We start from the raw sequence: 23512 nt of genomic DNA, 5'->3' as shown, positions 1-23512 counted from the left end.
CCGTGAACGGCCGGCGCGGTACGCATTTCTGGCTGGTCGAGTTGCCGGTGCCACCCAAGGCGTCGGCGGGCCTGGTGATGCTCATCGAGATGGCCGAGACGTATATCCAGATCTTGGTCGACCAATGGGGAAGCGGATCGACGTCGAGCCCCCCGGGCGTCCACGCTCTCGCGAAGGGGGTCGTCTATGACGACCGGCAGGGAGGAAAGATGGCCGCCGCGTACAGAAGTGGGACAGCAGCACTCGCAGACCGGCGGTCCGAATTGCTGGAGCTGGACCGGACAATCACTGAAACCGCGAATTACGTTGCCGATAATCAGGACACGAACTTCCAGAACATCAAGAAGATTGTCGATATGCTCCAGGACGAACTCCGCAGCGTGGGTTCGAGGAAGTTGTCCGTAGCGACGGAAACCACTCTGGTCGGTCATATCGTCGAGGCGGTAGCAGCAATACTGGAACTGACGTCGACCACCACCGAAGACAATCAGCGGACTGCGACGAGCACCTCGGACACAACTCGCGTTGCCGCCGCCACCGGCAGCGGCGGCAACGGCGGCGGCAGCGGCAGCGGCGGTTTGGATATCGGTTCGATCATTTCGATGCTCGCCGTCCCATCGATGGCGGCACTACCCATGGCAACCCAGCTGATAGAGAAACTCGGCAATGACAGCCAGGGCGGCGGAACGGATGCGCCGGATACCCAGACCGCCGGCCCGGCCGCGCCCACAACGGTTCCCGACCTGGTCAACCTCCTCGGGACAGCACCCGCACCACTGCCACCCACAGCGCCCGCACCCGCTGCGCCGATCGCGCAGACGACCGGCACCACCGACTCGGCGGCGTCGCGTCCGGGCGGGCCGTCGATACCCGGCATCAATTCGCCGTCCGCACAGAAAAAGCGACACGACGCCCAACCCGCTGCCGCAAGCACCGAGGAGCAGGAATCCCCCCTGGACGAACAAGGCGAACAGGCGGCCCCCGCGATGGCATGATGCGCGGCAACCATGCCGGTCCGTCCCGGCCTGCGAGTCATCGAGCCTGCCGGTTACTTGTCCGCGGCCGAGTCCCGCGGCATCGTCGTCGCTGTGCGCCCGCTCGCCGCAGCGTGACCGCCGGTCCTCAGGCCCGGACGGCGGCGAACTCTCGACCGGAGACTGCGCCGGGATCTGCGATCATCACGCGGGCCTCGCGAGCGGCAAGCGTAACGCCGTTCGGCGACTCGAAGCCTGCGTCACGATAGGCGTGCTGATGGCGACTGATCGATATTCTCAGGATGACCCCGGTGCTCATCGAAGCGAGAACGACGAAAACGATCGACCCGAGCGCCAGGAAGCCGGTGTCGATCCCGATCCAGGGCAGCACGATCCCGAGCACGAGCCCGGCGCCGGCGGCGTAGACCAGGTAGAGGAGAACCTTCGACAGCCGGTTACCGGAGGCGCTGGAACGCTGTAGGCGATCCTCCAACGTATCGATCTCCTCGATCGTCGGCGTCCGTGTGGTCGCGTACCGCTGGAACAACTGTTCGTGTTCCGCGTTGCCCCGAGACCGCTGCTTGATCACCGTTCCATCGGCGGCAATGTGCCACTGGATCGTCCAAAGCTTCGCCATAGCCATGCCGTGCACCCTATTTCGTCCCGCTCCCGGAGGTTTCTCCATGCCGGAAACCGATACGCCGGCGCGTGCAGGCCGGGGCTCGGGCCGGCCGATGGATTCCAGGAGTTCGTCGTCGGGTTCGCGGAGTCCGGGTTGGACCTCGGGCGCCGAGGACTCGAGCCCCATACCGACGTGGATTCGCTCGAAACGTCTGCGCATCACGCCCGGCAGGAGTGCCACGCCGCGTAAGGCGCCGGCCCAACGGTTGCTCAGAGCCCCGTTGCCATCGGCCGCCGGGCCCCTACTACACGTTGAAGCGGAACTCGACCACGTCGCCGTCGGTCATGACGTAGTCCTTGCCCTCCATCCGGACCTTCCCCGCCGCCTTCGCCGCGGCCATCGACCCCGCCTCGATCAGGTCGTCGTAGGCCACGACTTCGGCCTTGATGAACCCGCGCTCGAAGTCGGTGTGGATGACCCCCGCCGCCTTCGGCGCGGTGTCACCCTGGTGGATCGTCCACGCCCGCGCCTCTTTCGGGCCGGCGGTGAGGTAGGTCTGGAGGCCGAGGGTATGGAAGCCGGCGCGGGCGAGGGCGTGCAGGCCGGGTTCGGTCTGGCCGATGGATTCGAGGAGTTCGGCGGCGGATTCGTCGTCGAGTTCGAGGAGTTCGGATTCGACCTTCGCGTCCAGGAACACCGCGTCGGCGGGCGCGACCGAGGCTTTCAGCTCGGCGACCTTGGTGTCATCGCTGAGCACCGACTCGTCCGCGTTGAACACGTACAGGAATGGTTTGGTGGTCAGCAGCGACAGCTCTTTGAGCAGTTCGCCGTCGATTTCCTTCGCGGCGTGGAACAGGGTCCGGCCGCCGTTGAGGATTTCCTGCGCCTGTTTGGCGGCGTCGGCGTAGGGCTTGCGATCCTTCTTGACCTTGGCTTCCTTCTCCAGGCGGACGACCGCCTTCTCGAGGGTCTGCAGATCGGCGAGGATCAGTTCGGTTTCGATGACCTCGATATCGGAGGCGGGGTTCACCTCACCGTCGACGTGCACCACGTCGTCGTCGGCGAATACGCGGACGACCTGGCAGATGGCGTCGGCTTCGCGGATGTTGGCGAGGAATTTGTTGCCGAGGCCGGCGCCCTCGGAGGCGCCCTTCACGATGCCGGCGATATCGACGAAGGAGACCGTGGCGGGGACGATGCGAGCGGACCCGAAGATCTCGGCGAGCTTGTCCAGGCGGGGATCGGGCAGCGGAACCACGCCGACGTTGGGCTCGATGGTCGCGAAGGGGTAGTTCGCGGCGAGCACGTCGTTGCGGGTCAGCGCGTTGAACAGCGTCGATTTTCCGACGTTGGGCAGGCCGACGATTCCGAGGGTGAGACTCACGAGGACTGGAGTCTACGCGGGAGAGCGCCCGGGTCGGCGGTCGGCCATCCGTGGGCGCGGGAGCAACGGCGTAGCGTGACCTCTATGGAGCCGACCTCCCAGGTGGTGACGGCCCACCCGGCCCCCCAACTGGCCGCCTTCATCGACCGGTACATCGGTTACCGCATGACCGGATACGAGGCGGGCCTGCATCGTGGGCTGCCGTCCCGGCATATGACCTTCATCGTCGCCATCGGACCTGCCATCGACGTGATCGGCCAGACCGATCCCCGCCAGTCACCGAACGACTACCGCTGCGTGCTGAGCGGCCTCCAGGACACCCCGGCGATGATCGCGCACAACGGCACCCAGGAAGGCGTGGCCATCGAACTCACCCCGCTCGGCAGCCGGGTGTTGTTCGGGCTGCCCGCGGCGGAGTTGTGGAGCACCTCGATCGAGTTCGCCGATCTGATCGGTTCGCCGGGACGGCGACTGTGGGAGGAACTGCAGGAAACGTCGGGCTGGCCGGCGCGGTTCGCGGTATGCGACCGGGCCCTCACCCGGCTGGTGGTGCCCGAACGTGCGGTGGGACCGGAGCTGACCTGGGCCTGGCGAGCCGTGGCGGGGTCGCACGGGACGATCGGGATCGAAGCGCTCGCCGAACGGGTCGGATGGAGCCGCCAGTACCTCACGAAACGATTCACCGGCGAATTCGGCTCGAGCCCGAAGGTCGCGGGGCGGGTGGCGCGGTTCGAGCGGGCGAAACAGATGCTGCTGCGCACCCCCTCGTTCGTCTCGATCGCGCAGGTGGCCGCCGCCTGCGGCTACTACGACCAGCCGCACCTGAACCGGGAGTTCGCGCGCCTGGCGGGATGCAGCCCCACCCGGTGGCTGGCCGAGGAGATTCCATCCGTCCAAGACCCGGAGCCCACCGGAGGGCCAGGCTGAAACCATGACCGCAACAGAGAACACCACCACGACAACCACCCCCGCGCCGGCCGTATGGCCGTGCCTGGCCTTCCGGGACGCCCGCGCCGCCGCGGACTTCCTGGTCCGGGCTTTCGGCTTCGAATTGACGGCCATGTATTCCCGGGACGACGATCCGTCCGTGATCGAGCACGCCGAACTGCGCTGGCCCGAGGGCGGCGGAATCATGTTCGGCACCGCGGACAAGGGCGGCGGACTGCCGGAACGCCGCACGCCGGGAACCGAATCCGTCTACGTGGTCTGCTCCGACCCGGACGCCCTGTACGAACGGGCCACCGCCGCCGGCGCGGAGACCATCCGCGGAATGAAGGACGAGGATTACGGGTCGCGCGGATTCACCGTCGCCGACCCGGAAGGCAACTACTGGAGTTTCGGAACCTATCGCGGGCAGTGAGCCGCGTCGTTGCCGCGGATCCGGCCTCCGCCATGGTTCGCTGAGCGCGGTTGCCGCGGCGGTGTCGAGCCCCTGCCGCGGCGCCTCCCGAGAACCGGATCGGCGGCCGGAAGACCGCCCGCCCCGGCCTTGACCTTCAGGTTGCTCGAAGCCCGATGATGGGCGGGTGCCCGAAACCGACCTGATCACTATCGGTGCGTTCGCCCGCTCGTGCGGGATCACGGCCAGCGCGCTGCGCTTCTACGACGACTCCGGCCTGCTGGCGCCGGCGGGCGTCGACGACACCACCGGCTACCGCTACTACTCGCCCGCGCAAGTGGATCGCGCGGTGACGATCCGCCGCCTGCGCGATATCGATATGCCCCTGGAGAAGATCGCCGGGGTATTGGCCGCCGACCCCCACACCGCCGCCGAGCTCATCGACGACCACGTATCGGGATTACTGCGGCGCACCCAGCAGGCGCGGCGCACCGCCGAGGTCGTGAAAGCCGCTCTCGGCGAACCCTCCGGCTGGTGGGTGGCGACGGTGAGCGGACCGGTGCTGGCGGCGGCGGTCGAGCAGATCCTGGCAGCCACCGGGACCGATCCCGAGCTGCCGGTACTGGCCGGTGTCCGGCTGGAGGCGACACCCGAATCGCTCACGCTCACCGCCACCGACCGGTACCGGCTGTCGACCCGCACCGTGGTTCCCGAACAGGCCGGGTCGGCCGAATGGGCCGCGACCGTCGACGGAACCGATCTGAGCGCCGCACTCCAGGCGATCCGCGGCATGCACCTGGTGGATATCGAGGCCGGGGAACACCGCATCCGGTTCCGTTCGGCGGACGGCACCGTCCGCACCTGCCGGACGCTCACCGAACCCTTCCCCGACCACCGGGGCCTGCTGGCCGGGCTGCCCGCCGCGCCGACCCATGCCGTGGTGTCGAAGCATGCCCTGATGGGTGCGCTGGAACGGCAGCGTTCGCGCTATCTCCGGCTGGCGGTGGCACCGGATTCGCTCGCCCTCTCCGGAACCCCGGATGAGCCGCCCACGCGGCTGTCCGCGCTGGTCACCGGGCCGCCCATCGAAGTGTTCTTCGGTTTCACCATCCTGCACCCGGCCGTCGCCACCGCCATCGGTCCCGATGTGCGGCTCGATATCGGCGGTCCGAAAGACCCGATGGTCGTCCGGTCCGCGGACAACGGCGACCTCACCACCCTGGCCATGCCGGCCGACCCCACAGTGATCGACGCACAGAACGGATCCCCCAGTTGACCTCCACCGACCTCTCCCCCGATGCCACCATGAACGCGATCACCGAGGCCGTCACGCTCGGCCGGTCGGGCGATAATGCCGCCGCTCGTGATCGCCTGCTGGAGATCTGGCGCGGGATCGGCGTCGCGGGTGACCCGCTGCACCGCTGCACCCTCGCGCACTATCTGGCCGATCTCCACGACGATCCGGCGACCGCCCTCACCTGGGATATCCGGGCACTGGACGCCGCCGACGCCCTCACCGACGATCGCGTCCAGCGACACCATGCGAGCCTGCAGGTCGCGGGCTTCTACCCGTCTCTGCACCTGAACCTGGCCGACAACTACCGGCGGCTCGGGTCGTGGGAGGCTGCGCAGGAACAGCTGGACGCCGCGCGCGGACGGCTGGACGCCCTGCCTGATGACACCTATGGCGCGATGATCCGCACCGCGCTCGTCGAGGTGGCCGAGGCGGTTACCGCACGATCCACCGACCGGCGCGCGAGCGCACCGGGCCCCCAGGGCTGAGCTCCGCGACCCGCCCCGGACGATCGGCGGCGCGGCCGTCCGGGGCGGTTCTCATCGCGCGGTGAGTTTCGCGATATCGGGGGCGTAGACAGCCATCCAGTGTGGGCGCAGGCGGTAGAAGACCACCTCCTCATCCCATTCGAAGGCGTCGCCACCGTAGAAATCCTTGAAATACGCGAGCAATTCCGGCCATTCCGGATCCGGTTCAGCGTTCGGCGGATTCAGGACCTCCGCGACGCCGTGCGTGAAAACGCCCAGATCCTCACCGCGCATATGCGCGGCGCTCGCCCCCGGACGCGCGGCGAGGTGACGGGCCTTCGCGGCGGTGCGGGCGGTGCCGAAATACCAGCGACCGTGCAGGAAATGCCCGTCCTCCCCACTCACCCGCGGCTCGCCCTTCGCGGTGACGGTGGACAGCGCGAGGGTGCACATACCGGTGAGGACCTCGGTGACCTGCTCGGCGGTCAGGGTGCGGTCGGAATTGATGATCGAGCGGAGATGGCTGGTGGAACCCGCGAGAGAGGTGTCGAGCAGGGTCTGCAGGGCGATGAGTTCTTCCGGAGTTTCGCGCATCGCCCCACCGTAAGTGCGCCGGTCCCGCTTCCGGTTGACCGAAATTGCTCGATTCCGGGCCTGCCGGTCTATCCGACTCGGCAACCGGGTTCGCCGGCGACCCGGCCGAGCGGCGGTTCCGGCCGCCGGACCCACCCGGCCGCGGAGTAAGAGACGTTTCCCGTTCGGCGCGCCGCAACGACCGTTCGTCGCATTCGTCCGACCACCCGGTATCGATCGGTTACGTTCAGGTGACCGGCATGTTCACTCGCTGTACAGGAGTAGCCCGATGGGGACCATCGAATATCTGCGAACCGATCCCGACCGACCACCCGTGGGTGTCGTCGACCGGTCCCCGATAACTTCCGCGAAGAAGGGGATCTTCGCGGCGATCGCGGTACTGGGCGCCGCGGCCTGGACGATCCTGGCGGTATCGCGGGGCGAATCGGTCAACGCCGTGTGGATCGTGGTCGCCGCGGTCTGCACCTACATCATCGCCTACCGGTTCTACGCGCGGCTGATCGAATACAAGGTCGTCAAACCCCGCGACGATCTGGCGACCCCCGCCGAGATCATGGACAACGGCAAGGACTTCATGCCGATGGACCGGCGGGTGCTGTTCGGGCACCATTTCGCGGCCATCGCGGGAGCCGGGCCGCTGGTGGGGCCGGTGCTGGCCGCGCAGATGGGGTATCTGCCCGGCACCATCTGGATCATCGTGGGCGTCGTATTCGCCGGGGCGGTCCAGGACTATCTGGTGCTCTGGGTCTCGATGAAGCGGCGCGGCCGCAGCCTGGGCCAGATGGCCCGTGACGAACTCGGCGTGGTCGGCGGCGTCGCCGCCATCATCGGCGTGCTGGTGATCATGATGATCCTGCTGGCGGTGCTGGCGCTGGTCGTGGTGAACGCGCTCGGCGAAAGCCCGTGGGGCGTCTTCTCCATCGCGATGACCATTCCGATCGCCCTGTTCATGGGCGTTTACCTGCGGTATCTGCGGCCGGGCCGGGTCGGTGAGATCTCCGCGATCGGCTTCGTACTGCTGATCCTGGCGATCATCGCGGGTGGCTGGGTCTCGGAGAACGAGACCTGGGCGGGTTGGTTCACCTTCGCTCCGGTCACCATCTCCTGGATGCTGATCGGCTACGGGTTCGTGGCCTCGGTACTGCCGGTGTGGCTGCTGCTGGCCCCGCGCGACTATCTGTCGACCTTCATGAAGATCGGCACCATCGGACTGCTGGCGGTCGGCATCCTGGTGACGATGCCGGTGCTGAAGGCCCCGGCGATCTCGGAATTCGCGACCTCCGGCACCGGCCCGGCCTTCGCCGGCAGCCTGTTCCCGTTCCTGTTCATCACCATCGCCTGCGGTGCGCTGTCCGGGTTCCACGCACTGGTGTCGTCGGGGACGACGCCGAAGCTGCTGGAGAAGGAATCGCACGCCAAGATGATCGGCTACGGCGGCATGCTGATGGAGTCGTTCGTGGCGGTGATGGCGATCATCACGGCGTCGATCATCGACCAGCACCTGTATTTCGCCATGAACGCACCGGCCGGCGCGACCGGCGGCACCGCGGAAACCGCGGCGGCCTACACGAACGGGCTCGGTCTCTCCGGTCCGCCGACCACCGGCGCGGCGCTGGATCAGGCGGCCGTCGACGTCGGCGAGGAGTCGGTCATCTCCCGTACCGGCGGCGCGCCCACACTGGCCATCGGTATCTCCGAGGTGTTCGCCGGATTCCTGGGCGGCGCGGGGATGAAGTCGTTCTGGTACCACTTCGCGATCATGTTCGAGGCGCTGTTCATTCTCACCACGATCGACGCGGGCACCCGGGTGGCCCGGTTCATGCTGTCGGATTCGCTCGGCAATCTGCGCGGCCCGGCGCGTAAGTTCTCCGATCCGTCGTGGCGGGTGGGGGCCTGGCTGTGCTCGGCCGTCGTGGTCGCGGCCTGGGGTTCGATCCTGCTGATGGGTGTCACCGATCCGCTGGGCGGTATCAACGCGCTGTTCCCGCTGTTCGGTATCGCCAACCAGCTGCTGGCCGCGATCGCCCTGACGGTGGTGCTCACCATCCTGGTGAAGAAGGGGATGACGAAATGGGCCTGGATACCGGGAATCGCCCTGGGCTGGGATCTGATCGTCACCATGACCGCGTCCTGGCAGAAGATCTTCTCCGCCGACCCGAAGCTGGGGTACTGGAAGCAGAACAGCATCTGCCGGGCCGCCCGTGACGCCGGCGAGCTGTGCCTGACCGCGAAGACACCGGGTGATGTGGACGCGGTGATCCGCAACACCTTCATCCAGGGCGTGCTGTCGGTCGTCTTCGCGGTGCTGGTGCTGATCGTGGTGCTGGCGGCCGCCTGGGTGTGTTACCGGGCGTGGAAGTCCGGCGATACCTCGACCACCGAATCGCCGGAGGAGCCGTCGAAGATCTTCGCGCCCAGTGGTTTCCTGCCGACCTCGGAGGAGAAGAAGGTCCAGGCCGAATGGGACGAGCTGGTCGCGAAGGGCGAAGCGGCAGTGCCGGGGGCGGCGCACGCGGAGGTCCGGAGTTGACCCTGCCCGCCGCGGCCGGTCCGCGACCCGCCACCCCCGGACCGTCCGGCGGGCGGCGGATCGTGGCCGGGCTGATCCGGGGCGCGCGGAGTGTGCTCTGGTATGTGGACTCCGTTCTCGGCGGTCAGGACTACCGGCGGTATCTGGCACATATGCGGCGGGCGCATCCCGGCGAACCCCTCGCGACCGAACGTGAGTACTGGCGGGAGCGGTATGCCGACGCCGAACGAAATCCGGGTGCCCGCTGCTGCTGAGCTGCGATTTCCCCGGTCCCAGGGACGGCTTCGGCCGTCCCTGGACCGGTGCCGGGACCGGCGGATTCCGGCCGCCGGCAGCCCGGCACCGATGTCTGTTTCCCGCTAGCCATCGACTGCTGGAGCTGACATCGTGAGACGGGTGAGCATCACGGTCCTGGACTTCGAGCGCTGCTACCGCGCGGTGGCCGCCCGCGACTCCCGTTTCGACGGGCAGTTCTACACGGCGGTCCGCACCACCGGGATCTATTGCCGCCCGTCGTGCCCCGCCATCACGCCGAAACGCATGAATGTCTCGTTTCTGCCGACCGCCGCCGCGGCCCAGCAGGCGGGCTACCGGGCCTGCCGGCGCTGCCTCCCCGACGCGTCTCCCGGTTCGCCGCTGTGGAACACCCGCGCCGACCTCGCCGCGCGCGCCATGCGGCTCATCGGGGACGGCGTCGTGGAACGCGGCGGCGTCCCCGCGCTGGCCTCGGCACTGGGCTATTCGCAACGCCAGCTCACCCGCGTACTCACCAGCGAACTGGGCGCCGGCCCGCTCGCGCTGGCCCGGGCGCACCGCGCGCATACCGCGCGGCTGCTCATCCAGACCACGGCCATGTCGATGTCCGATATCGCCTTCGCCGCGGGATTCGCCAGTATCCGCCAGTTCAACGACACCGTGCGTGAGGTGTTCGCGGTCAGCCCCAGCACCATGCGCACCGAAGCACAGCGGAGCACCCTGCGCACCGAAGCGCAGCGGGCCGGCCGCGATACCGGGGCGGCGGCCAACGGCACCCTGACCCTGCGCCTGCCCTACCGCGCCCCACTCGACAAGGCCTGGCTGGACTGGTTCCTGTCCGCCCATGTAGCACCGGGCCTGGAGCTGTGGCGGCAGGGCAGCGACGGCGAAGGTCACTATCTACGCACCATCCGCACCCCGCACGGCCATGCCGGGATCGATCTCAGTGTGCTACCGGGATACGTGCGCGCGGAGCTGACGCTGCGCGATATGCGTGACCTCGCCCCCACGGTGGCCCGGATCCGGCATCTGCTCGACCTCGACGCCGATCCCGTCGCGATCGACGAGGCCCTGCTCCCGGCACCACACGACGCTCCCGCCGATACACCGCGATTCGTGCGCGGGATACGGGTACCCGGCTGCCTCGACGGCCCGGAACTGCTGCTGCGCACCATGATCGGGCAGCAGATCTCGATAGCGGCGGCGAACACCCACACCGCCCGCCTGGTGAGCGCCCTCGGCGAGGCCGTGGAAGGCCCGGTGCCGCGCCTGTTCCCGGCACCGGCGGCAATCGCCGAACGCGCCGCCGAAGTACTGACCGGTCCCGCCCAGCGCATCCGCTCCATCGCCGCGGCCGCGGCCGCACTGGCCTCCGGCGATCTGGTGCTACATCAGGGCCGCACCGCCGCCGAACTGCGCCGCGACCTGCTGACGCTGGACGGGGTAGGTCCGTGGACCGCCGACTACGTGACCATGCGACTGCTCGCCGACCCCGACATCCTGCTCGGCACCGATCTCGTCGTCCGCCGGGGCGCGCAGCGCTACGGAATCGACCTCGCCGATACGGGCCGCTGGTCGCCGTGGCGGTCCTATCTGTCCATGCAACTGTGGCGGACCGAACTGCGCACCCGCACCGGGCGCGCGCCGGGCACCGGGAGATCCGCCGCATCCGATCCGAAAGCGAGTACCGAATGATGTCCGCTCCCACCACGACCCGCGCGGCGACCGGCCGCGCGGCGGCCCGCACCGCCGATACCGCCACCGTTCGGACCCCGCTCGGCCCGTTCACCACCATCGTGGCGGCCGACGGCGCGGTGCTGGCGTCCGGCTGGACGGCCGCGGCCGAGGATCTGCGCACCCTGATCCATTCGAGCCTGCGCCCCGCCGACCTGCGCGGCCGCGCCGAACTCGGCGCGGTGACCGAGGCCGTCACCGCCTACCACCACGGTGACCCGACCGCCATCGACGGCATCGAGGTCCGCCAGCAGTCCGGTGAGTTCCTGCGCCACGCCTGGGAGGTGCTGCGCACGGTGCCTGCTGGGCAGCCGATCTCCTACACGGATTTCGCCGCCCGCAGTGGTCGTCCGGCGGCGACCCGGGCTGCCGCCAACGCCTGCGCCCGCAATGCCGCGGCTCTCTTCGTCCCCTGCCACCGGGTCCTGCGCACCGACGGTAGCCTGGGCGGTTTCCGCTGGGGACTGGATATCAAACGCCGGCTGCTCGCTCTCGAGGGATGATCAGGAGCCCGGGAGCGCGGGTAACGTCGCGGCCGTGAGCAGTCTCGGAGTCGCGATCATCGGGCCCGCGGCGTCCGAGCGACCGCCTCCGCGGCGTTGCGCGGGTCACAGTATCGCGCCGGAATAGCGGGAGCGGTCGCGCCGTTGAATCAGACTGCCGGCGTCCGGACAGCCCCGGGCCTCACCCTTCAGTCGCTACGAGCGACCACTCGCCGAGAGGCGCTTGTGGGGCGCCGGCACCTTTCTCGACAGAACGCCGCCGGCCCCCGACCCGGCGGCGTTCTGTTTGTCGCGACCATTGAGCGGGACGCGCCGGACCCGCAGCAGCTCGCAGCCGATCTGCGGACACTGCCGACCCGGCTCGACCTGGGCCGGCCTTGCGCCGCGGCGGGCCGGTCGCCGTGTGAGAGTCGCGCGCGGCTACCGGGTCCCGCGATCGGACCGGGCCCGCGGCCGAACATGCCTTTATCGTCGGCACCGGGCCCGAACTCGGTACCCGGGAATCACGCGGGCAATGCGGCGCAGGCGCTCATATCGTCCCGGCAGGGTCAAGCGATGGTGGCGTGCAGGTGCGACCCGTCGCGGCCGCGGATGACGTGCAGGCGGCTGGGTATGCGCTGGCGCATCTCGTCGACATGGCTGACCACCCCCACCACCCGGCCACCGGCCCGTAATTCGTCGAGCACCCCCATCACCGCGTCGAGGGTTTCGGCGTCCAAGGTGCCGAAACCCTCGTCGATGAACAGGGTGTCCAGGATGATCCCACCCGCTTCGGCGGCGACGGTATCGGCCAGTCCGAGGGCCAGCGACAGTGACGCCATGAACGTCTCGCCGCCGGACAGGGTGCGGGCGGGACGGATGGCGCCGGTGTAGTCATCACGGATATCGAGGCCGAGGCCGCCGCGGCGGCCGTGGGTTCCGGCGCGATCGGTGTGCACGAACTCGTACCGACCGCCCGACATCCGGCGCAACCGCTCCGACCCGGCCAGCGCGACCTCCTCCAACCGGGCCGCCAGCACGTATGAGCGCAGCGACATCCGGCGGTTGTTCTCACCCCGCCCCGCGACCACCTCGGCCAGCTCGGCCAGCTCCTGATGCGCCCGCTGCGCCGGGGCGATCAGATCCACCGCCGCCCACAGCTGGCCGCACAGGGTTTCCAGCTGGGTGACCCGGTGCACGGCCGCCGCATGCACGGCCACCGCTTCGTCCAGCGCGGTACGGGCCTTGTGCACCGCCTCGGCGAGACCTTCGGGGTCGCGGGGTTCGGCCGCGGCCGCCGCCCGGATCTCCGGTTCGTCCAGGACTGCCTGCGCGGCCGCCCGCATCTCGTCGGCGGCGGTGAGGGCGGCGCCGAGGGCCTGCTGGCGTTCCCGGGGGCGAGTGGCGGCCTCGATCAGCGGGGCGTACAACCGCAGCACGGCGAGCAGTTCCTCCGGTACGAGATCTTCCCGCTCCGCCCGCCAGATCGTCGTATCCGCGGCGGCCGGGTCGTCGGTACCGTCGGGCGCACGCAGGGTGATATCGCCCGCGGAACTGGTGGGTGGTACGAGACCCGCTGTCACCGCGAGCCGTTCGACCCGGGCGGCGCAGGTGGCGACTCGGCCCCAGGCCGCGCGTGCCGCGCCGAGCGCATCACGCCGGTCGGTGGCGGCATTGATCAGGCGGTGCAGGCGGTCGCGGCGGCGGCTCAGAGTCTCGTCCAGCCCGGCGGCGGTACGCAGCTTCCGCTCGATGTCGGTGAGCCGGGCCCGGGCGGCCTCGGCTTGCGCGGCCACCGCGCCGGCCCGGGTCTCGGCGGCACGCAGCGCGTCGTGCAGGGTGGTCTCGTCCGCGCGCAGCCGGGCGAGTTCGGCGGTACACGATTCGGCGGTGGCGGCCAGTTCCTCGGCATCGGCGAAACGCTCGGTGGCCGCCCGCAAGGCGGCGGCGAGTTCGACCCGGTCGGTATCACCGCCCCGCGCGAGCAGCGCCTCGATCTCCTTCTCGATCCGGGCCACCGCGGCCTGGGCGCGTTCCCGGGCCGACTCCGCCGCCCGTTCCGCGGTAACCGCCGCCGCCTCGTCCGCACGGGAGACCGCGCTGTCGGCCGGGCGCGCGGGCCGCGGATGCTCGGCCGAACCGCATACCGCGCAGGCCTGCCCGTCGACGAGCCGGCCCGCCAGTTCCGCCGCCATCCCGGCCAGCCGACGCTCCCGCAGATCCAGTACGTGCTCTCTGGCCTCGAGATGATCCGCGCGGGCCGAATCCGACTCCACCCGGGCGCGGTCGAGACCGCCGCGGGCGCCGGCCAGATCGACGGCCGCCTGCGCCGCGGCCTGTAGCCGTGCGGATTCCGCGCGCAGTCCGGGCAGCGCCGCCGCCGCGTCGTCGGCTTCCCGGGCCCGCGCCTGCGCCGCGGCGAGGATCTCGGGCATCCGCTCCCGTCTGCCGGTGAGTTCGGCCGACCGCCTGCGCAGTTCCTCCGCGGTGCTGTCCAGTTCGCTCACCTCGGCGCGCAGCTGCTGCGCGACCCCCGCGTCGGCGTGGATCTCACCGAGTTTGCCGAGAAGCGCGCTCCAGCCCCGGATCGCGGTGTCCAGCGCGAGATCCTCGTCGGCCTCGGCCGGATCGTCACCGTCGAACAACTGGTCTGCATCGGCTACACCGGACAACGGGCCGGACTCGGCCGGGTGGAACAGCAGATCGGCCTCGGCCACTTCGGACAACGGACCGGGCCCGGTTACTTCGGCCGCGCGCGGGCGGCCGGGTGCGGGGCCGCCCGCGGTGCCCGTAGCCGGCCGCACGAGGTGGATACCCGGAATATCCGCGCTCCCCGGCTCCCGGACCAGCGCGCTCAATCTCCCGGCGGCCGCGGCCGCGTCGGCGTCCCGGCCGCGCGCCGCCCGCACGGCGCCGTCGGCCTCACCCAGTGCCGCCGCGACCGGCTCCGCGCGGCGGGCCCGCTCCAGTTCGGCGCGGTCGGCGTCGCGCCGGGCCGAGCCGTCGGTGTATTCGTCGAGCTGACGACGGGCCAGCGTGAAACGCTGCCGCCGCTCGGCGGACCGGCGTTCGGTCTCTGCCTGTTCGTCGGCCTCGGCCGACTCCGCACGCCGCAACTCCAGTTCCCCGACCGCGAGTTCGAGGTCGCGGCGGGAGGTGCCCAGCAGATCCTGCGACCATTCGACGGCGTCGAGGATATCGATCCGCTCGGTGCGGTCGATCCCGGCCGTTACCGCGACCCGGGTGATCAGATCCTCCACATTGCGCTGCTGAGTGCCGATCTGTTCGCCCGAGTTCTTGCGCTGCGCGGTCAGCCACTGTTCGGCGGTACCGAACCGGCCCGTATCGAACAGCTTCTCCAGCAGCCGCTCCCGGTCCTCGTTCTCTGCCCGCAGGAACTTCGCGAAATCGCCCTGCGGCAGCAGCACCACCTGGAAGAACTGATCGGCGCTCATCCCGAGCAGCCGCAGCACCTCGTCACCGATCTCGTTGATCCGGGACAGGTTGGTGCCCCGCCCGTCCAGCCATTCCAGGGTGGCCTTGGCGTTCTCCACCCGGGTTCCGCTGCCCCGGAGTTTGGGACGTTCGAATTCGGGGTGGCGGGTGAGACGCACCCGCCGCCCGCCCAGCGTCGCCTCCAGGACCACCTCCGGGCGGGTCTGGGCCGGGGCATGATCGGAGTGCAGTCGCTTGTCCCCGCGTGCCCCCGGTACCCGCCCGTACAGGGCGAAGGCGATGGCGTCGAGCACGGTGGTCTTTCCCGCGCCGGTCTGCCCGTGCAGCAGGAAGAGCCCGTCGGCGCCCAAGGTGTCGAAGTCGACGGTGGCGGTATCGGCGAACGGGCCGAACGCCGTCATCTCCAGCCGGTGCAGCCTCATGCGGTGAGTTCCGCGTCGGCCGGCGGCTGCTCCGGGCCGCTCGACCGGACGGTCTCGGCCTCCCGGACCGCCGCGGCCATCGCCCGGGTCACCCATTCCATCTCCGAGGCGGACGGTTCACCCCGGACATCGGTGAGGAAGGTGCGCGCGATCTCGGTATCGTCGCGGCCCCGCACCCGCTCCCGGTACTTCAGTGCCGGATCGCCCTGCGGGCGGTCCCATTCCATATGCACCGCGTACGGGAAACGCTCCCGGAGCTTGCGCATGGCGTCCACGGGCCGGGCGAAATCGGTGAGCGTCACCGATACATAGTGCTCGGCCGCCGCGGCGTGCGCCGGATCGGTCAGCAGCTCCTCCAGGGTGCCGGTGAGCCGGCTCAGACCGCGGACCAGCGGCAGCTCCCGCTCCCGGACCCGGGCCGCACCGGCGGCCTCCAGATCGACCAGCCATACCTTCTTGCGGTGCGAACTCTCCCCGAACGAATACGGTAGCGGCGATCCCGAATAACGCACGGCCTCCGCCAGGGTTTGCGGGGAGTGCAGATGCCCGAGTGCGACATAGTCGAATTCCGGATCGGTGAACATCCCGAGCGGCACCGTCTCCACGCCGCCCACCGAGATCGACCGCTCCGATCCGCCCGCGGCGCCGCCCACCACGAACGCGTGGGCCAGCAGCACGGTCCGGGTATCCGGGCGTTCCCGCCGGTCCGCGGCGATCCGGGCCAGCACCGCCGCCAGCACCTCGGCGTGCGAGCGCGCCTGCGGCACCTCCAGCTCGGCGCGGCAGATCTCCGGCTCCAGGTAGGGGATCCCGTAGAACGCGACCTCGCCGTGCTCGTCGGACAGCAGGACCGGCCGTGCCGAATCGGACACCGTGGTACGCAGATACAGTCCGCCGGCCGCCGCGAAACTCGCGCCCGCGCCCAGCCTGGCCGGTGAATCGTGGTTTCCGGAGGTGGCAACGATACGGGCCCCCGCCGCGCGAATCGCCTCGAAACCTTTGTTGCACACCGCGATGGCGTCCGCACTCGGGATGGAGCGGTCGTAGACGTCGCCGGGCAGCACTACCGTGTCCACACCCTCCGCGGCCACGAGCCCGGCGATCGCGTCGAGCACCCGCGCCTGGTCGGCCAGCAGGTCCACGCCGTGAAAGGTGCGTCCGATATGCCAGTCCGACGTATGCAGGATTCGCATGACCGCGAACTTAGGGCAACTCACCGACAGCTTTCAATGCGAACGCCGATACCCGGTCCGCCACACCGGCAACACGCCGGAAGCGCCGGGCAGTTCTCGGCGCGACACCCACGGCCGACACGACTCCGGCGAGCGAATGTCTCCATTGCGCCGTCGTGGCACTCACCACCCATCACCCTTGACGCGTATGAATACCGCCGCCGACCACCGTTTCCGCACAATCGCGACCCCGGACCGGCCGTGCCGTAACACGGTCGACCCTTCCGGACGATAGTGTTCAATACGTGGCTGCTTCCCAACGAGTGAATTCCCGGGTGCCCGCGCCGCAACGTTCGTTATTGCCGACGGTGCCGGGTGTCCCGGCCTATGCCGCGGTTCTCATCGCGGCGGCCTGCACATTCGTGGGTTTTGTGATCGATGCCCTCGGCGACGTCACGGACCTCACCGGCACCTTCAGCGCGTTCTACATCTTCGGCTGCGTGGCCGCCGCCGCGGCAGTACGTTTCCGCGGGCTCTTCACCACGATGGTGTTACCGCCGCTCCTCCTGTTCGTCGCGGTTCCGATCGCCTATCGCCAGCTCACCGGAAGCAGCACCGCTTCGCTGAAGGACATCCTGCTGAACCTGGCGATCCCGCTGGTCCACCGCTTCCCGCCGATGATGCTGGCGACGGTGCTGGTGTTGGTCATCGCCGGAATCCGGATCGCGCAGTACCGCTCCGAGAAGTCGGCGCGCGATACCGCCGAGGCCCGGCGCGGGACCAGCTGGGGCCGCAGCGAACGACGCGGAGCGCGCGGCGAACCGAAAAAGCGCGCGGAGAACCGGCCCCGCCGCGAGACCGCGCAACGAACCGGCCGCGGTCAGCCGAAACGGGCCGTGGGAGGGGAGGGAAAACCGGCGCGCGGGGGTAAACCGTCGCGCGCGGAAACCCTGGCCGCGCGCTCGAAGGCGAACGCCAAAACCAAGACGAAGCCTCGTCCGGCCCGGCCCGAACACCCCGAGCCCGATTACACCCACGACGAGCCCCCGCGTCGCGGGAGCCGGGGACGGCCACCCGCCGAACAGGCGGCCCGTCCCGCCCCGGCGCCGCGCTCGCGGGAGGCGCACGGCCATCGGCCGGCGCGGACACCCGCCGCCCCCGTCCAGGAAGAACCGGTACGAGCCAACGCCCGCCGCGCCGAACCGCCGCGACAGCCGCAGGCGGCCCGGGTGCGGGAACCGATCCCGGAGGGAAGGCGGCCCGAACGCCGCCGATGACGTCATCCCGCCCGGGTCGGCCCGGGCGGGGCGGGCGCGATCAGCGCCGGGCGGCCCGAAGTTCGCGAGGCAGCGCGAAGACCAGGGTCTCGTTGGCGGTGGTCACCGGCTGCACCTCGCCGAATCCGTATTCGGCCAGCATGTCCAGCACACCGCGCACCAGGATCTCCGGTACCGAGGCGCCGGAGGTGATGCCGACCGTGCCGACCCCCTCCAGCCACGCCGGATCGACCTCCCGGGCGTAGTCCACCAGATACGACGCGCGGGCTCCGGCGCCGAGAGCGACCTCCACCAGGCGTACCGAGTTCGACGAGTTCCGGGAACCGACCACGATCACCAGATCGCATTCCGGCGCCATCGCCTTCACCGCGACCTGACGGTTCTGGGTGGCGTAGCAGATATCGTCGCTCGGCGGATCCTGCAGGGCCGGGAACTTCTCCCGCAGGCGTGACACGGTCTCCATCGTCTCGTCCACGCTGAGCGTGGTCTGGGACAGCCAGATCACCTTGGACTCGTCGCGCACGGTCACACCGTCGACGGCGTCCGGGCCGTCCACCAGTTGTACGTGTTCAGGGGCCTCACCGGCGGTTCCCTCGACCTCCTCGTGGCCCTCGTGGCCGATCAGCAGGATGTCGTAGTCGTCGCGGGCGAAGCGTTTGGCTTCCTGGTGGACCTTGGTCACCAGCGGACAGGTGGCATCGATGGTGCGCAGTTTGCGTTCGGCCGCGGTCGCGTGCACTGCCGGGGAGACACCGTGCGCGGAGAACACGACGAGTTCACCCTCCGGCACCTCGTCGGTACTGTCGACGAAGATCACACCGCGTTCCCGCAGGGTCTCCACGACGTGCCGGTTGTGCACGATCTCTTTGCGCACGTAGATCGGCGCACCGTGCTTCTCCAGCGCCTTCTCCACGGTTTCGACCGCGCGGTCCACACCTGCGCAATAACCGCGCGGTTCGGCTAGCAGCACTCGTTTCCCTTCCGGGGCGAGGGTCGCCGCACCGGCCGAACGAGCGATTCCGACATTCAACGGTATTGCCGAGGACATGCCCCACACGATACGTGCGTGGCCGGGCCCCCGCTCCACGCGTGCGCCTCCCCACACCCCCGGTGCACCGCGCCGGTGCCCGGACCCGGCCGCAACCCCGTGGGTATCGCGGGCGCGACGTCACGGCACGGACGGCCGTATCCGCCCACCCTCTTTTGCGGAGCAGGCGATATCGGGCAGGCTAGTACCATGTTTCGACCACCGTTCCTGGCCCGCGTCGCCGCCGGAGCCGCCGTCTATGTGCTCGAAGAGACACGACGGCTACCGTCGGCGGCGGTGAAACTGCCCGTCACCGCAGTGAGCCAACTGCTGCAGACGGGTATGCATGTCCAGCAGTTCGTCACCAGTCTCGCGATCAAGGGCGATTCGGTCTTCGACCGGATCATCAGCCGCCCGGAACAACAGCCGGAATGGGCCACGTTCGACGAGGACGAAGAACTCCCGGTCCGTACGCCGGGCGCCGCCGCTCCGGCCGGCAGCACCGGATTCGACCGCTTCGAATCCGACCCCCTCGAGGTCGAACTCGCACTCCAGGAGACGCTGGCGGGCCTGCGCGCGATCCAGAACGGCAACTCCGTACCCGACGCGCTCACCTTCGATCCGGAGCCCGAGAGCGCCGACGATCCCGCCGATGCCCCAGAACCGGCCGCGGCCCACGCGGCCGAGGCCACCGAGCCCGAGACCACGTCCGGCACCGAGTCGCCCGCCGCCGACTCCGCGCCCGCCGCCGACTCGGATGCTGCCGCCGACGAGGATCCCGCCGACGAGGATCCGGCCGCCGCGACGGAACCCGAACTCCCCGAGGTCGGAGCCCGCTACGACTACCCCAATATGAGCCTCGCTCAGCTACGTGGCCGGCTGCGCACGCTCACCGTCGCCGATCTGGTCGCCCTGCTCGACTACGAACAGCGCACCCGGGACCGCGCGGCCTACGTCACCATGCTGACCAACCGGATCGCTACCGTGCGAGCCCAGTGACCGACGCCGATCCGGCCCCCGCGCCCGCCCGGACCGGTTCCGGCCGGGCCGGACAGGCCGCGGCCCCCGCCAACTCCGCCGAACACCCGTGGCCGGTGCGTTCGGTGTCGATGAAGGTGGCCCAGTGGATCGACCGCCTCGGCACCATCTGGGTGGAAGGGCAGCTCACCCAGATCAACCTGCGCCCCGGCACCCGCACCGCCTTCCTCGTCCTGCGCGACCCGGCCGCCGATATGTCGCTATCGGTGACCTGCGATCCCGCACTGCTCCGCAACGCCCCCGTCCCGTTGCAGGAGGGCAGCCGGGTGGTGGTGTACGGCAAACTGTCCTTCTTCCCCGGCCGCGGCACCCTGTCGCTGCGGGTCACCGAGATCCGGCCGGTGGGCGTCGGTGACCTGCTGGTCCGGATCGAGCGGCTCAAAGCGCTCCTGGACGCCGAGGGCCTGCTGGATCCGCGCCTCAAACGGCCGATCCCGTTCCTGCCGGGAACCGTCGGATTGATCACCGGCCGCGGCAGCGCCGCCGAACACGATGTATTGAGCGTCGCCCGGTCGCGCTGGCCCGCCGTCCGGTTCGAGGTCCGCAATACCGCCGTTCAGGGCCCTTCCGCGGTCCCGCAGATCCTCGACGCCCTGACCGCGCTCGACCGCGACCCGGGCGTCGAGGTGATCGTGCTGGCCCGCGGCGGCGGCAGCGTCGAAGACCTGCTGCCGTTCTCCGACGAAACGCTGTGCCGCGCGATCGTCGCCGCCACCACACCGATCGTCAGCGCCATCGGTCACGAACCCGACTCCCCGCTGTCGGACCTGGTCGCCGATCTGCGTGCGGCCACTCCCACCGACGCCGCCAAACGGGTGGTTCCCGACGCGGCCGCGGAAACGGCGCTGGTGCGCGAACTCCGCGCGCGGTCGGCGTCGGCGTTGCGCGGCTGGGTGCGCCGCGAAGCCGCCGCCCTCGCCCAGCTGCGGTCCCGGCCCGTACTCGCCGACCCGCTGCGCGACCTCACCCATCGCCACGACGAGGTGGAACGACTGCGTACCGCGGCCCGCCGCAGCATCGAAAGCCTCGTCCGCGGCGAAACCACCGCCGGCGGCCATCTGCGCCGCCAGCTGACCGCGGTGGGCCCCGCCGCGACCCTGGCCCGCGGCTACGCTGTCGTGCAGCGGGTCGCGGGAACCGACCGGCAGGTGGTGCGGGAAATCGAGGACGCACCCGCCGGCAGTCAGCTGCGCATCCGGGTCCGGGACGGCGCGATCTCCGCCGCCGCACTCGGCACCACCCCGCTGGGCGGCGGGCCCGCCGGGAAAACCCGCACCGACGAATCAGAGAGGACGTGACCGTGCCCGAATCCAGCGGTACCGGCGAACTGGACGATATCGCCGGCCTCGGCTACGAACGCGCCCGCGACGAACTCGCCAACGTGGTGAAGATGCTGGAGCAGGGCGGGATGGATCTCGACGATGCCCTGGCGCTGTGGGAACGCGGCGAGGCCCTGGCCAACCGTTGCGAAGAACATCTCGCCGGAGCGCGGCAGCGGATCGAGACGGCACTCGCCGAATCCGGCGACCCGGAATGACCGGCCACCGCCCGCGATCGACGGGTCACCGGGCTCGCAACGGGCCGGTACCCCGGCAGACGGCGGCCTAGCCGACCGGCAGCGGGCGAGCCGCCACCACCGCGGCAGCCAGGGTTTCGAAGGCCTCGGTATCACCGGCGCCCCGGATGAGTACCCGGCTGTCACCGAAATCCGCGACCCACGCCGGTTCGGCATCGGGCTCTTCGTAGACCACCCATTTCTGCCCGCCGATATCCCGGGTCCCCGAGGGGTACCGGCCGCCGGCGATATGCCCGGCCAGGACTTCCTCGGTGGCATCGCTCTGGTTCAGTTCCATGTAGGTACCCGCACCGGTCACGAATCCGATGGTGCTCACCGTGCCCCTGCCGCGTTCGGTGATGGTGTCGCGACTGCCGGAATTGGCCTGCCAGTTCTGCGGGAGCTCCGGTTCGCGGATCGGGAACGGGAGGTTCTGGGCGTCCGAGCGCAGGGCCGCCGGGGCGTCGAAGCTGGGAATCGTGCCCTGCGTCGGCCCGCTCGCGGAAAAACTGCACTGGCTGGTCAGTCCGGCGAACACCACGGCGATCAGCACCAACGGAATCAGCGACCAGACCAGATCCCGGTAGTCGTTCATGATGCGTGGCTTCTTGTTCGGCACGGTCCCAGTATCCATCGTGGTAGGGACGGGGGCCCGCGCCGCCCCCGGTACTGCCGTACCAGGTGATCACCGGCAGGTATTCCGGCGATGCGACAATTACGGCAAGTTACACAACCTAGGAGGCACCCGCTATGACGGCATCTTGGACCGCTTCGAGCCGCCGCGAGGCACCGGATCGCAACCTCGCGCTCGAACTCGTCCGCGTCACCGAGGCCGGCGCCATGGCGGCGGGCCGCTGGGTGGGCAAGGGCGATAAGGAAGGTGGCGACGGGGCCGCCGTGGATGCCATGCGACAGCTGGTCAGCTCGGTGTCCATGAGCGGTGTCGTGGTGATCGGCGAGGGCGAGAAGGACGAAGCCCCCATGCTGTACAACGGCGAGGAGGTGGGTGACGGGACCGGTCCCGAGGTCGATTTCGCGGTCGATCCGATCGACGGCACCACCCTGATGTCGAAAGGTTCACCCGGCGCCATCTCGGTGCTCGCGGTCGCCGAACGCGGCGCCATGTTCGACCCGTCGGCCGTCTTCTATATGCACAAGATCGCCGTCGGCCCCGATGCCGCCGATGTGATCGATATCTCGGCGCCGATCGGGGAGAACATCCGCAAGGTCGCCAAAGCGAAAAGCGCCTCGGTATCCGATATCACCGTCTGCATCCTGGACCGCCCCCGCCACGGCGAGCTGATCCAAGAGGTCCGCGACGCGGGCGCACGAATCCGGCTGATCTCCGACGGTGACGTGGCCGGCGCCATCGCCGCGGCGCGACCCGATTCCGGCACCGATATCCTCGTGGGCGTCGGCGGCACCCCCGAGGGCATCATCGCCGCCGCCGCGATGCGCTGTATGGGCGGTGCGCTCCAGGGCAGGCTCGCGCCCAAGGACGACGAGGAGCGGCAGAAGGCGATCGACGCCGGCCACGATCTGGACCGCGTCCTGATCACCGAGGATCTGGTGGCCGGGGACAACGTTTTCTTCTGCGCCACCGGCGTCACCGACGGCGACCTGCTGCGCGGCGTCCGCTACTACGGCGGCGGCGCCTCCACCCACTCCATCGTGATGCGGTCGAAATCCGGCACGGTCCGCATGATCGACGCCTACCACCGCCTCACCAAACTCCGCGAATACTCCTCGGTCGACTTCCACGGCGACGAACACGCCGCCCCACCGCTGCCGTAATTTTGGCGGCGCCTGCGGCGCCGCGGGGTTGCGGGCCCCTTGTGTCCCGTGTTTCAGCCCTCGAGACTCGCGGCTGCGCCGCCTCGCTTCGAGGGC

Annotated in this window: 20 protein-coding genes and 1 pseudogene; 14 read left to right on the top strand and 7 right to left on the bottom strand. The window is 69.8% G+C overall.

The annotated features are described in order from the left end of the window. Positions 1 to 995, top strand: a pseudogene (locus AB0F41_RS19845) (hypothetical protein); the annotation flags it as partial. Between the two features lie 127 nt (positions 996 to 1122). Here the strand turns inward: AB0F41_RS19845 and AB0F41_RS19840 are convergent. Together AB0F41_RS19840 and ychF are read right to left on the bottom strand one after the other, a co-directional pair. Then, entirely contained in the window at positions 1123 to 1626 is a 504-nt protein-coding gene (locus tag AB0F41_RS19840) for a hypothetical protein (RefSeq protein ID WP_357425806.1), read from the bottom strand. 274 nt (positions 1627 to 1900) lie between these two features. After that, entirely contained in the window at positions 1901 to 2980 is a 1080-nt protein-coding gene (ychF, locus tag AB0F41_RS19835) for a redox-regulated ATPase YchF (protein ID WP_357425804.1), read from the bottom strand. A gap of 84 nt (positions 2981 to 3064) precedes the next feature. On the opposite strand from ychF, the gene AB0F41_RS19830 reads away from it, so the two are divergent. From AB0F41_RS19830 to AB0F41_RS19815, 4 genes are all read left to right on the top strand, one after another. After that, positions 3065 to 3907, top strand: a complete 843-nt coding sequence (locus AB0F41_RS19830) for an AraC family transcriptional regulator (protein ID WP_357425802.1) — start codon at positions 3065 to 3067, stop codon at positions 3905 to 3907. 4 nt (positions 3908 to 3911) lie between these two features. Then, on the top strand, positions 3912 to 4340 hold the full coding sequence (locus tag AB0F41_RS19825) for a VOC family protein (protein ID WP_357425800.1): 429 nt from the start codon (positions 3912 to 3914) through the stop codon (positions 4338 to 4340). Between the two features lie 166 nt (positions 4341 to 4506). Then, entirely contained in the window at positions 4507 to 5595 is a 1089-nt protein-coding gene (locus AB0F41_RS19820) for a MerR family transcriptional regulator (protein ID WP_357425798.1), read from the top strand. A gap of 29 nt (positions 5596 to 5624) precedes the next feature. Continuing rightward, complete coding sequence (locus tag AB0F41_RS19815) at positions 5625 to 6101, top strand: hypothetical protein (RefSeq protein ID WP_357425908.1); 477 nt, start codon at positions 5625 to 5627, stop codon at positions 6099 to 6101. Between the two features lie 51 nt (positions 6102 to 6152). Here AB0F41_RS19815 and AB0F41_RS19810 read toward each other — a convergent pair whose 3' ends face one another. Continuing rightward, complete coding sequence (locus AB0F41_RS19810) at positions 6153 to 6674, bottom strand: pyridoxamine 5'-phosphate oxidase family protein (protein ID WP_357425796.1); 522 nt, start codon at positions 6672 to 6674, stop codon at positions 6153 to 6155. 268 nt (positions 6675 to 6942) lie between these two features. On the opposite strand from AB0F41_RS19810, the gene AB0F41_RS19805 reads away from it, so the two are divergent. The 4 genes from AB0F41_RS19805 to AB0F41_RS19790 all read left to right on the top strand — a co-directional run bounded on the left by AB0F41_RS19805 (position 6943) and on the right by AB0F41_RS19790 (position 11696). Continuing rightward, positions 6943 to 9204 (top strand): carbon starvation CstA family protein, encoded by a 2262-nt coding sequence (locus AB0F41_RS19805; protein WP_357425794.1) that lies wholly within the window; start codon positions 6943 to 6945, stop codon positions 9202 to 9204. Continuing rightward, positions 9201 to 9458 carry a YbdD/YjiX family protein gene (locus tag AB0F41_RS19800; RefSeq protein ID WP_357425792.1) on the top strand — a complete coding sequence of 86 codons (258 nt, stop codon included), beginning with the start codon at positions 9201 to 9203 and terminating at the stop codon, positions 9456 to 9458. The genes AB0F41_RS19805 and AB0F41_RS19800 overlap by 4 nt, the downstream gene beginning before the upstream one ends. 133 nt (positions 9459 to 9591) lie before the next feature. After that, positions 9592 to 11154, top strand: a complete 1563-nt coding sequence (locus tag AB0F41_RS19795; protein ID WP_357425790.1) for an Ada metal-binding domain-containing protein — start codon at positions 9592 to 9594, stop codon at positions 11152 to 11154. After that, the gene (locus AB0F41_RS19790; RefSeq protein WP_357425788.1) at positions 11154 to 11696 is read left to right on the top strand and encodes a methylated-DNA--[protein]-cysteine S-methyltransferase; all 543 of its coding nucleotides are present in this window, start codon (positions 11154 to 11156) and stop codon (positions 11694 to 11696) included. The genes AB0F41_RS19795 and AB0F41_RS19790 overlap by 1 nt, the downstream gene beginning before the upstream one ends. 548 nt (positions 11697 to 12244) lie before the next feature. Here the strand turns inward: AB0F41_RS19790 and AB0F41_RS19785 are convergent. Both AB0F41_RS19785 and AB0F41_RS19780 read right to left on the bottom strand, forming a co-directional pair. Then, positions 12245 to 15553: an AAA family ATPase gene (locus AB0F41_RS19785; protein ID WP_357425786.1), complete on the bottom strand. Its 3309-nt coding sequence runs from the start codon at positions 15551 to 15553 to the stop codon at positions 12245 to 12247. Beyond that, entirely contained in the window at positions 15550 to 16746 is a 1197-nt protein-coding gene (locus AB0F41_RS19780; RefSeq protein WP_357425784.1) for an exonuclease SbcCD subunit D, read from the bottom strand. The genes AB0F41_RS19785 and AB0F41_RS19780 overlap by 4 nt, the downstream gene beginning before the upstream one ends. Before the next feature lie 284 nt (positions 16747 to 17030). Between AB0F41_RS19780 and AB0F41_RS19775 the strand changes: the two genes are divergently transcribed. After that, a complete protein-coding gene (locus AB0F41_RS19775; protein WP_357425782.1) occupies positions 17031 to 18002 on the top strand; it encodes a DUF6542 domain-containing protein in 972 nt (323 codons plus the stop codon). Positions 18003 to 18042: 40 nt separating this feature from the next. Here AB0F41_RS19775 and AB0F41_RS19770 read toward each other — a convergent pair whose 3' ends face one another. After that, complete coding sequence (locus tag AB0F41_RS19770; RefSeq protein ID WP_357425780.1) at positions 18043 to 19050, bottom strand: 4-hydroxy-3-methylbut-2-enyl diphosphate reductase; 1008 nt, start codon at positions 19048 to 19050, stop codon at positions 18043 to 18045. Positions 19051 to 19239: 189 nt separating this feature from the next. Between AB0F41_RS19770 and AB0F41_RS19765 the strand changes: the two genes are divergently transcribed. The 3 genes from AB0F41_RS19765 (at position 19240) to AB0F41_RS19755 (ending at position 21604) form a co-directional block, all read left to right on the top strand. After that, entirely contained in the window at positions 19240 to 20028 is a 789-nt protein-coding gene (locus tag AB0F41_RS19765) for a lipid droplet-associated protein (RefSeq protein WP_357425778.1), read from the top strand. A gap of 95 nt (positions 20029 to 20123) precedes the next feature. Then, positions 20124 to 21365, top strand: coding sequence for an exodeoxyribonuclease VII large subunit (gene xseA / locus AB0F41_RS19760; RefSeq protein WP_357425906.1), 1242 nt, complete (start codon positions 20124 to 20126; stop codon positions 21363 to 21365). A gap of 2 nt (positions 21366 to 21367) precedes the next feature. Further along, positions 21368 to 21604 (top strand): exodeoxyribonuclease VII small subunit, encoded by a 237-nt coding sequence (locus AB0F41_RS19755; protein WP_357425776.1) that lies wholly within the window; start codon positions 21368 to 21370, stop codon positions 21602 to 21604. Between the two features lie 67 nt (positions 21605 to 21671). Here AB0F41_RS19755 and AB0F41_RS19750 read toward each other — a convergent pair whose 3' ends face one another. Next, positions 21672 to 22241, bottom strand: a complete 570-nt coding sequence (locus AB0F41_RS19750) for a DUF4245 domain-containing protein (RefSeq protein WP_357425774.1) — start codon at positions 22239 to 22241, stop codon at positions 21672 to 21674. Between the two features lie 131 nt (positions 22242 to 22372). Between AB0F41_RS19750 and glpX the strand changes: the two genes are divergently transcribed. Then, positions 22373 to 23416: a class II fructose-bisphosphatase gene (gene glpX, locus AB0F41_RS19745; RefSeq protein WP_357425772.1), complete on the top strand. Its 1044-nt coding sequence runs from the start codon at positions 22373 to 22375 to the stop codon at positions 23414 to 23416. Positions 23417 to 23512: the final 96 nt, after the last annotated feature.

The organism is Nocardia sp. NPDC024068 (genome assembly GCF_040638875.1).
In the GTDB taxonomy this organism is placed as follows: domain Bacteria; phylum Actinomycetota; class Actinomycetes; order Mycobacteriales; family Mycobacteriaceae; genus Nocardia.
Note: the sequence above shows the minus strand (reverse complement) of the source record. Positions and strands in the feature narration are given on the sequence as shown.